The sequence below is a fragment of the Deferrisoma sp. genome, assembly GCF_054681715.1.
Genome location: NZ_BAAHFQ010000120.1, coordinates 1 through 9,021, shown reverse-complemented (window position 1 = coordinate 9,021; position 9,021 = coordinate 1). Strand labels below are relative to the sequence as shown.

At 72.3% G+C, this 9,021-nt stretch carries 9 protein-coding genes; 4 read left to right on the top strand and 5 right to left on the bottom strand.

Going from position 1 to position 9,021, the window contains the following annotated elements:
• The first annotated feature begins 216 nt into the window (after positions 1-216).
• Entirely contained in the window at positions 217-771 is a 555-nt protein-coding gene (locus ACY0I8_RS13825) for a TlpA family protein disulfide reductase (protein ID WP_459941137.1), read from the top strand.
• Positions 772-883: 112 nt separating this feature from the next.
• Complete coding sequence (locus ACY0I8_RS13820) at positions 884-1,294, top strand: rhodanese-related (seleno)protein (RefSeq protein ID WP_461395225.1); 411 nt, start codon at positions 884-886, stop codon at positions 1,292-1,294.
• Between the two features lie 106 nt (positions 1,295-1,400).
• On the opposite strand, the gene ppcA is transcribed toward ACY0I8_RS13820, so the two are convergent.
• A complete protein-coding gene (ppcA, locus tag ACY0I8_RS13815; protein ID WP_461395224.1) occupies positions 1,401-2,921 on the bottom strand; it encodes a phosphoenolpyruvate carboxylase in 1,521 nt (506 codons plus the stop codon).
• 170 nt (positions 2,922-3,091) lie between these two features.
• On the opposite strand from ppcA, the gene ACY0I8_RS13810 reads away from it, so the two are divergent.
• Both ACY0I8_RS13810 and ACY0I8_RS13805 read left to right on the top strand, forming a co-directional pair.
• On the top strand, positions 3,092-4,009 hold the full coding sequence (locus ACY0I8_RS13810) for a dihydrodipicolinate synthase family protein (protein ID WP_461395223.1): 918 nt from the start codon (positions 3,092-3,094) through the stop codon (positions 4,007-4,009).
• Positions 4,010-4,134: 125 nt separating this feature from the next.
• Complete coding sequence (locus tag ACY0I8_RS13805; RefSeq protein WP_461395222.1) at positions 4,135-5,313, top strand: pyridoxal-phosphate-dependent aminotransferase family protein; 1,179 nt, start codon at positions 4,135-4,137, stop codon at positions 5,311-5,313.
• Positions 5,314-5,609: 296 nt separating this feature from the next.
• Here ACY0I8_RS13805 and ACY0I8_RS13800 read toward each other — a convergent pair whose 3' ends face one another.
• The 4 genes from ACY0I8_RS13800 to ACY0I8_RS13785 all read right to left on the bottom strand — a co-directional run bounded on the left by ACY0I8_RS13800 (position 5,610) and on the right by ACY0I8_RS13785 (position 8,971).
• Positions 5,610-5,912, bottom strand: a complete 303-nt coding sequence (locus ACY0I8_RS13800) for a J domain-containing protein (protein WP_461395221.1) — start codon at positions 5,910-5,912, stop codon at positions 5,610-5,612.
• Between the two features lie 10 nt (positions 5,913-5,922).
• A complete protein-coding gene (hgcB, locus tag ACY0I8_RS13795; protein WP_459941142.1) occupies positions 5,923-6,216 on the bottom strand; it encodes a mercury methylation ferredoxin HgcB in 294 nt (97 codons plus the stop codon).
• A 412-nt stretch (positions 6,217-6,628) separates the two neighbouring features.
• Positions 6,629-7,852: a mercury methylation corrinoid protein HgcA gene (gene hgcA, locus ACY0I8_RS13790; RefSeq protein ID WP_461395220.1), complete on the bottom strand. Its 1,224-nt coding sequence runs from the start codon at positions 7,850-7,852 to the stop codon at positions 6,629-6,631.
• Positions 7,853-8,002: 150 nt separating this feature from the next.
• Positions 8,003-8,971, bottom strand: coding sequence for a bile acid:sodium symporter (locus tag ACY0I8_RS13785; protein WP_461395219.1), 969 nt, complete (start codon positions 8,969-8,971; stop codon positions 8,003-8,005).
• Positions 8,972-9,021: the final 50 nt, after the last annotated feature.

The window sequence follows — 9,021 nt, the reverse complement described above, 5'->3', positions numbered from 1 at the left end:
GCGGGTTCGAATCCCGTTTCCCGCTCCAGTGAACAGGCAAAGGGCCAGGCCTTGGGGTCTGGCCCTTTTTGCGTTGGGCGCGGGCGCCCCCCTTCCCGATCCCGTTCCGGCCGCGCCGGATGTTGCCCCGCACAGGGTATCTTTCCGGTCTCGTTTTCCCTGGCACCGGAATCGGCAATTCGGTACTCTTTGCAAACTTTCGCAAGGAGGTGAAACATGCTGAAACGCACGGTGGCCGGGTTGGTGGTGTTGGGGATGTTGGCGGCGCCCGCGTGGGCGTTCCGGCGGCTGGAGCTCGGGCAGGCGGTGGAGGGCCTCCGGTTCGAGACCCTCGACCGGCGGGAGTTTGGCCTGGAGGAGGTGGCGGGGGCGAAGGCCACCGTGATCGCGTTCTGGGCCTCGTGGAGTCCCCGCAGCGCCAGGGTGCTGGCCGACCTCGGCGATTGGTATGGCCGGTGGGGAGACAGGGGCCTTGGCGCGTTGGCCGTGAACGTGGACCACGAGACCTGGGGGAAGGACGAGGTCAACGCCCTGGCGAGGTACATGGCGGAGCACGACGTCCGGGTGCCGGCCGCGGTGGACTGGAATCTCGATCTCTACGACCGGTTCGGGGTGACGGTGGTGCCCTCGCTGGTGCTCCTGGACGCGAATGGCGTCGTCTCCCACGCCCTCGGGGGCTACTCGGACATGGGCCGCGAGGAGTTCTGGGCGGCCGTGGCCCGCGCCCTGGGGCTCGATCCGGACTGCCCGGGAAGGGGCGATTGCCTGTAAGGGGGGCCCAGGGCGGGACACCGGGGGGGCGATCCGGCCGGATTGACGCCGGCGGATTCGGGGGTAAGCTCGGCCGGCACTGATTTTCGGCAACGAACCGAAAGGAGACCCCATGCCCCGACCAAGGATCGTTTGTGTCGCGTTGACTATCGCCGTGCTGTTGGGCCTCGGGTTGGGACCCGCCTTGGGCGCCGGGCCGGTGCCCCGCATGGAGCCCGAGGAACTCAAGGGCCGCCTGGGGAGCCAGGAACTCGTCATCATCGACACCCGGCTCGAGGGGGACTGGGGCGCGAGCCAGGGCAAGATCGCCGGGGCCGTGCGGGAGGACCCGCGGAACGTGGCCGCCTGGGCCGGGAAGTACCCCAAGGGGGCGACGATCGTCGTCTACTGCGCCTGACCCAACGAGGCCACAAGCGCCCGGGTGGCGCGACAGTTGATGGACCTCGGCTACGAGAAGGTGTACGCCCTGAGGGGCGGTTGGCACGCCTGGCGCCGGGCCGGGTACCCGATCGACACGAAGTAGGGGCGGGACCGCGGGGGGCTAGCCGTTAGACCGCCGGGTTGTCCGGCCTTCCGGACCGCGGGCCCGTTGCCAGGGGGATGGGGACCCCGAGGGATGCGTCCCGGCCTCAGCCCAGGAAACGCCGCACCCGGCCCGCGGCCAGGATGCCTTCGGGCAGGCGTTCGGGAAGGGCCAGCAGGCGGCGGATCTCGGCGACCCGCCCGGCGTGCTCGCCGTCGGGGTCCAGGGAGCCCGCGAAGGTCCGGGCCGCGGCCAGGTCGGCCGCGATGAGCGGAAGGCCCGGGAGGGGCTCCGGCGCGGCCCACCGAAGTTCCTCCCGCATCCACTCCTCGAGGCGCGGGACCCACCGGAGAATGAGATCCCGCCCGCTCTCCCCCAGGTCGTCCCACACCCGAAACCCGAGCGCGCCCGGCGGGACGCCCAGGCTGTAGCACGAGGCCGCAAACCGGATGGCCCGCACGGCCGGAAGGCCCCCCACCCGCCGGACCTCCCCCGTCAGGGCGGTCTGGGTGTAGCGCTCCCGGTGGCTCGGCACGTGGGGCGCGATCCTCTCGAGCCACGGCGCCAGTTCCCGAAACGAGGCCTCGTAGGCCTCCTTTAGCCGATTCAGGAGCTTTCGGAGTTCCCCGGTTTCCTCCCGGTCGGGCCCTCGGGGCAGGCGGGCCCGGTTGTTCCACCCCCGTTCCACCCGGCGACCGAGGTCCCGCACGGCATGGCGCACGACCTCGGCCGGGTGGTCGTACCGGAACGCCGACTGCACGGTGACGGTGGCCGCGCCGGGGTAGGTGGCAAGCACCCGGTCGAGGCGTTCCGGCTCGGGGGTGAGGCCCCCGCGGAACGGCGCCGAGCCGATCCCGACGATCTGGGGCACGGCCACGCCGGTTTCGTCCTCGAAGTCCCGGCCCCGGGCCAGGGCCACGGCGGCGGCCACCAGGGCCGCGGTCATGCCGGCTTTGAGGGCCGGGTCGCTGCGGGCGATGAAGCTGCGCTGGATCGTAGTATCCCGCCCCAGGAGCCTGCGCCGCTCGGCGATGAGCTCACGCCACAGGGGTCGGGGGTCGAGGAGGCGTTCCACCGTTTCGATGAGCGGGATGCCCTGCACGAAGAACGCGCCGTCCCAGGGAATGGGGGTCTCGTCGGCGTAGGCGGCGTACTGGGCCCGCAGAAGCCGCCAGCGCTCCACGAGGTGGAGCTCGATCCGGGCCAGGGTGCGGCCGCGCGCCGCGTCGGGGATGATGAACTCGGTGAACGCCGGGCCCTGGAGCCCCATCCGCCCCATGACGAGGACCGAGTTGGGGAAGATGCCGAGCCCCTGCCAGAAGTAGGGGTCGTCCCGGTCGGCGTCGGGGTTCGGGAGGCGCGGGGTGACCCGGAAATCCCGGCCGATGACCCGCTCCTCGAGACACGTGGGGCAGCGGTGGAGCCAGTCCCACAGCGGGGTGGCCTCGCCGTGCTTTCGCTCGTAGTCGATCATGATCTCGGGCATGCCGAGTTCGGCGATGTTGTAGAGCACCTCCTCGCCTTCGAGATCCCGGCCCACCCGGGGGGAGTCGCCGAAGGGCACGGGGGAGACGTTGTCGGGGTGCTGGGTGCCCATGACGGACGGGACGGGGGGAACGGGCTGCATTCGGGAGTTCCTCCAGACGAAAGAAGGTCGTCGGCTGCCAACAAGCGTACCCGGATTCGGACCCGGGGAAAGCGGCCCCTTGCACATCGTGGCGTCTATGTCATACTTCGGCGCTTTCGAGGTTGGGGGGCGACCGACGACTGCCCACCGAAGGGAGCGGGAGGACCCACGTGAGAAGGCTCGAAGGCATCCTGCCGCCGGTGATAACACCGTTTCGCGGCGACGAGGTGGACCTGGAGGCGTTCCGGGCGAACCTGGCCCGGTGGAACGAGACGGGGCTTGCGGGCTACCTGGTGCTCGGCTCCAACGGCGAGAGCGTGTACCTGGACGAGCGGGAGCGCGACGAGGTGCTTGCGGCCGCGGGGGAGGCGATTCCGTCCGACCGGATCTTCATGGCCGGAACCGGTCGGGAGTCCACCCGCGACACCGTGCGGGCCACGCGCCGGGCCGCGGAGCTCGGGGCCGACTGCGCCCTGGTCGTCACGCCCCATTATTTCAAGGGCCAGATGACCCAGGACCGGCTCGAGGCCCATTTCCGCCGGGTGGCCGACGAGTCGCCGATCCCGATCCTTCTTTACAGCGTGCCCCAGTTCACCGGGGTGGCCCTGGAGCCCGGCACGGTGGCCCGGCTGGCCGAACACCCGAACATCGTGGGCATGAAGGACAGTTCGGGGAACATCGGGCCGTTTACCGAGATCTGCGGGCTCGTGCCCGAGGGGTTCGCCGTGTTCGTGGGGAACGCCGGGGTGACCTACCCGGCGCTCTGCGTGGGCGCGGCCGGGGCGATCCTGGCCGTGGCCAACTGCGCCCCCGAGGCGTGCGTGGCCCTGTACCAGGCGTTTCGCGCCGGCGACCACGCCCGGGCCCTGGACCTCCAGCGCCGCATCCAGCGGCTCGCCCGGCTCGTGACCGTGGCCCACGGGATCGGGGGGCTCAAGCTCGCCTGCTCGATGCGCGGATACAAGGGCGGGGGCGTGCGGCCCCCGCTCACCATGCCCACGGTGGACGCGGCCCACGAGATCGCCCGGGAGCTCGAGGCCGTGCTGGAGTGCACCGGCGACCAAGGCGATCCATCGGACGGGGCGTGACGACGGCGCGGCGCGTCCACGCCCGCTCGGAAAACGCCTGCTACGAGAACGCGCAGGGTTCGGCCGCCGAGCTGCCCGGCCGAACGACGCCGAGCGAAGAGATTCCACGAAGAAGGAGTGACCGAATGACCTCGTTCCATCCCCCCCAGCGGATCCTGATGGGCCCCGGCCCGTCCGACATCCATCCCCGGGTGCTCCAGGCCCTTTCGCGCCCCACCGTGGGGCACCTGGACCCGACCTTCGTCCACATGATGGAGGAACTCAAGGACCTGCTGCGCTACGCGTTCCAGACCCGAAACGAGGTCACCTTCGCCGTGTCGGGGCCGGGTTCGGCCGGCATGGAGGCGTGCTTCGTGAACCTGGTGGAGCCGGGCGACACGGTCGTGGTGTGCCGTAACGGCGTGTTCGGCGAGCGGATGCGCCAGAACGTGGAGCGGTGCGGCGGCAAGGCCGTGGTGGTGGACGACGAGTGGGGGCGGCCGGTGGACCCGGCCAAGGTGGAGGCCGCCCTGCGGGAGCACCCCGACGCCAAGATCGTGGCCTTCGTCCACGCCGAGACCTCGACGGGCGCGGCCTCGGACGCCGAGGCCCTGGCCCGGATCGCCCGGGAGCACGGCTGCCTCACCATCGTGGACACCGTGACCTCGCTGGGGGGGATCCCGGTCCAGGTGGACGCCTGGGGCCTCGACGCCGTGTACAGCGGAAGCCAGAAGTGCCTGTCGTGCGTGCCGGGGCTTTCGCCGGTGACCTTCGGGGAGCGGGCCCTGGCCAAGGTGCGGGCGCGCAAGACCCCGGTGCAGAGCTGGTTCCTGGATCTGACCCTGGTGCTCGGGTACTGGGGGGGCGACGGAAAGCGCACGTACCACCACACCGCGCCGGTGAACGCCCTCTACGCCCTGCACGAGGCGTTGGTGCTCCTCAAGGAGGAAGGGATCGAGAGCGCCTGGGCGCGCCACCGGCTCCACCACCGGGCCCTCAGGGCGGGGCTGGAGGCCATGGGGCTTTCGTTCGTGGTGGAGGAGCCCCACCGCCTGCCCCAGCTCAACGCGGTGTACGCCCCCGAGGGGGTGGACGAGGCCGCCGTGCGCCGGCGGCTCCTGGAGGACTACAGCCTGGAGATCGGGGCGGGTCTGGGGGCGTTCGCGGGCCGGGTGTGGCGGATCGGGCTCATGGGTTACGCGGCCAAGCGCCAGAACGTGCTCACCTGCCTCGGGGCCCTGGAGGCGGTGCTCGCCGACCTGGGGGCCCCGATCCCGAAGGGCGAGGCTGTGGCCGCGGCCCTGGGGGTGTACGGGGCGGGGTAGGGAGCCCCCCCCTCATACCAAGTTGCGTTCGAACAGACACCCAGCCCGGAGCCCGGCAAGGGGCCCGGTTCCGGCCGTGCGTGAGTGCGGCATCCGGCTTACGCTGCATCCGGCACTCAGCCCGGCGGCTCCATGAACGGCGGGAACGCGGACGTTGGCTAGCCATTGGTAGGTTCTTGGCGGGGGAGACATCGGCTGAGTGCCGGATGCAGCGACTGTAGGAGCCACGCCCGGTGCTCCACCGGGCCCCTTGCCGGGCCGAATCAGGAAACGGTAGCTTTGAACGTAACTTGGTATCACTCGAAAAACCGGCGCTTCCAGCGCTCGAAGTAGGCGGCGTGGGACTCGGGTTCGCCCGGCGCGTCGCCCAGGGGGAACCCCCGGGGGTCGGGGCGGGTAAGGACGAGGTAGGCGTTCACGATGCGGGTGAACCGGGCCGGGTCGCCCCCCAGGTCGGGGTGGTGCCGCCGGGAGAGGCGGCGAAACGCGGCCCGGATCTCCGGAAGCCCCGCCTCGGGCCCCACCCCCAGGATCTTCCGGGCGGCGGCGCGAAGCGCCCGGATGTCGGCGTAGGGGCCGAGGAAGGGGTCTCCCGGCACGGCCCGCGCCTCAGCAGCACCCGGCGTCGTCGCAGCCGCAGGTGGGGGGGCCGCCCGTGATCCAGCCCTTGATGATGGCGGCGGCGCAGCCCACCCCGGCGCTCACCGAGAGGGCCTGGGTGGGGCAGTTCCGGGCGCAGGCCCCGCACTCCATGCAGCCGTCCCGGTCCACGATGCGGGCGCGGCCCTCCACCACCGCGAGCACCCCGTGGGGGCACACGGTCTCGCAGAGTCCGCACCCCACGCACCGCTCCGGCGTGAGCTCCAGGCTCGCCACCCCTTCCAGATAGCGAAACGCGTCCATCGAGGGTCCTTCCCGAAGGTCGGTCTTCGGTCACCGGTCGCCGGTCTTCGGTCGGCACGCCGGCAGACGGGGAACCGGGAAGCCCGACCCGGCGTCAACCATTCCCCATTCCCCACCCCCCATTCCCGGCCCTCCCCCCTATCACCCAGGCGGCTAAACAAGAGCGCTTCGGGGCGTGGGGCCTGCTGGAGCGCCGGGCGTGGCTCCTACAGTCGCTGCATCCGGCACTCGGCCAACGACTGGGTCTCTTCCGGCCAATCGGATGGACAAATACGCCCAGAGTTTCTGGGTGGTTCCGTCCGTCGGGCTGAGTGCCGGATGCAGCGTAAGCCGGATGCAGCACTCACGCACGGCCGGAAGCAGGCCCCACGCCCTCGCGATCTCCTTGCGCGCCTCTATTGGCGCCGGGTTTCTAATGCCACGCCCCCGCGAGCCAGGCCAGGAGCGCGAGCGCGCCGGCGCCGATCTGCCAGGGGAGAGACCGGCGCATCTCCAACTCGACCCCCGAGGGGGAGGTGAACGGGGTCGATCCCGTGAAATTCATGGCGCAGGTGCTCGACACCGCCGGCAGGGCGAGAAGGAGGGCGAGCGCGTCCCAGCCCGAGAGCGCCCCGGCGAACCGCAGGACCAGGAGGAGCGCCCCGGCAAGCCCGGTCCACAACCCCTTCAGCGAGAACATCCGGCCCGGGAGCCAGGGCAGGAGCGCGGGGGTGGCCACGGCGCCGGCGACCACCCCGGCCAGGAGCGAGAGCACGGCGGCCCCGCCCCGGTGGAGGGCGGCCGCGGCGGAGTAGCCCCCGGGCCCGATGCCCCCCAGCACGAGGAGCGCCGCGGCCAGGGCGAGGCTCGGCCGAAGCAGGATCACCCGCAGTTCCACCGGGGTCAGGACGAGCCGCTCCCCCAGGGTGAAGGTGACCCGGCGCATGCCGGCCGTGGCCTTCAGGCCGGCCGCGAGGAACGCCTTGAGGTCGCGGCCTCGCACGGGCCCGTACACCACCTGGAACCCCGTGCGGCGCCGGACCTCGGGGGCCGAGACCCCGGTGGCCCCGAGCTGGGGCACCACCAGGGTGCGGTGGCGCACCACCCGCTCCACCCCGGCGGCCCGGAGCCGGTTCACCAGCTCGTCGGTGCCGAAGGTGCCCTTGCCGGCGGCGCACCACACGTTGATGCCGTGGGTCTCGAGCACCAGGATCCAGGCGTCCACCCCGGCGAGGTCCCGGCGCAGGAGGTCGAAGGTCATCTTGTAGTTGGCTGTGACAAGCACCGGGGCGTTCTCGTCGGGGTGGCCCACGGCGTAGAGCCCCGGGGCGACCCGGTAGCGGTCGCGGCCGATGCCCCACCGCATGGCCCAGCGGCCGAGCACGTCGGCCGGGGCGAGCCGGGTGGACACCCGGGGCACCTCCCCGGCGGGGGTCTCGATCCAGCCCTCCACGAAGGGCCAGATGCGGTAGCCCGGTCGTTCCCGGTCGGGCCACCGGGCGGTCACCGCCTCGGCCGCCGAGCCGCAGCAGGGCTCGGCCGAACGGTCGGGACCGCAGTTGCGCGGCTCGGGCTCCGACGGTGCCGGCACGCAGCAGGGTTGGGCCGTCACCCGGTCGGGCGCGTCGCCGGTGGGGCAGCAGGCGCCCTCCGCCATGGGGAGAACGGTGGGCGACGTCGTGGGGGGGTTGGGTCGGAGAACCGTGGCTTCTCGCATTCGTTCCGTCTGATCCGCGTCCGAAGGTGGTCGATCCGCGTTCGCGCCTTCGCGCGACCCAGCGAGCGCACGGAAGCTTTCGATGCGCCGTCAGGCCGTTTCGTTTCGGGCGCGCAGCCGGCCCACCAGGTACCCGTCCATCAGCAGATGTACCAGGTGATGGCCCACGCAGACCACCAGGGCCTCACCCACGCCGGGAAACAACGTGGTCTGCAGGAGCACGGCCAGGGGGAGCGTCTTTTGGCCCCCCAGGAAGATCGCGGCTTCCCGCCGGCCAGGGCCGATCCGGAGCACCCGTACGGCCGCGAACAGGAGCGCCAGCACGGCGCCATGGTACGCGGCCGACACCCCGGCGGCAACGGCGAGGTCGGCCGGCCGGCGAAGGAGCGCGGCCCGGGACCCGGCCATGCCGATGCCCACCATGGTTACCACGAGCACGAGGCTCGCCGTGCGCGCGAGCGGGGCCCACCGGTCGCACGCCGCCGGAAACCGGGCCCGCACGAGCATGCCGGCCGCCAGGGGCGCGAGCACGAGCCCGGCGATGCGAAGGGCCAGTTCCCCCCGGTGGAAGAGTTCGGGCGGGATGCGGCCGGCCGTGCCCACGAGAACCGGCAGGAGCACGGGGACGACGGCCACGGCGAGGGCGTTGGCGGCCAGGGTGATCACGAGGGCGGTGGCCTCGTTCCCCCCGGCCGCGGCGGTCATGACCACGCCCGTGGTGAGCGTGGTGGGCATGGCCGCAACCAGCGCAAGCCCCACGAGGAGGCCCGGCGCCAGGGGCAAGAGCGAAAACCCGGCGGCCACGGCCGGGGAAAGGACGAAGACGGAGACGAGCCCCAGGGCCACCACCGGCCCGTCGGCCGCCCCGGCCGCGGCGGCGCGCACCGAGAGCCGAAGGCCGGCGAGGAGAAAGATGACGGCGATGATGACGTCGGGGGCCCGGTGGGCCTTGAGCCAGAGGCCGGCCGAGGCCGGGACCCCGCCCGGGTTCCAGAGCACGAGGACGGCCACGGCGGCCAGGCCGGCGAGGAACCCGTGGCGGGAGAGGAAGCCTTTCACCCTGCCGCGCCCCCCTCACCCCGGCCCTCTCCCCCCCAGGGGGGAGAGGG

Bases quoted from the DNA above. Each gene is read 5' to 3' on its own strand.
- ACY0I8_RS13825 (WP_459941137.1), top strand. From the start codon at position 217: ATGCTGAAACGCACGGTGGCCGGGTTGGTGGTGTTGGGGATGTTGGCG.
- ppcA (WP_461395224.1), bottom strand. From the start codon at position 2,921: ATGCAGCCCGTTCCCCCCGTCCCGTCCGTCATGGGCACCCAGCACCCC.
- ACY0I8_RS13805 (WP_461395222.1), top strand. From the start codon at position 4,135: ATGACCTCGTTCCATCCCCCCCAGCGGATCCTGATGGGCCCCGGCCCG.
- hgcB (WP_459941142.1), bottom strand. From the start codon at position 6,216: ATGGACGCGTTTCGCTATCTGGAAGGGGTGGCGAGCCTGGAGCTCACG.
- hgcA (WP_461395220.1), bottom strand. From the start codon at position 7,852: ATGGCGGAGGGCGCCTGCTGCCCCACCGGCGACGCGCCCGACCGGGTG.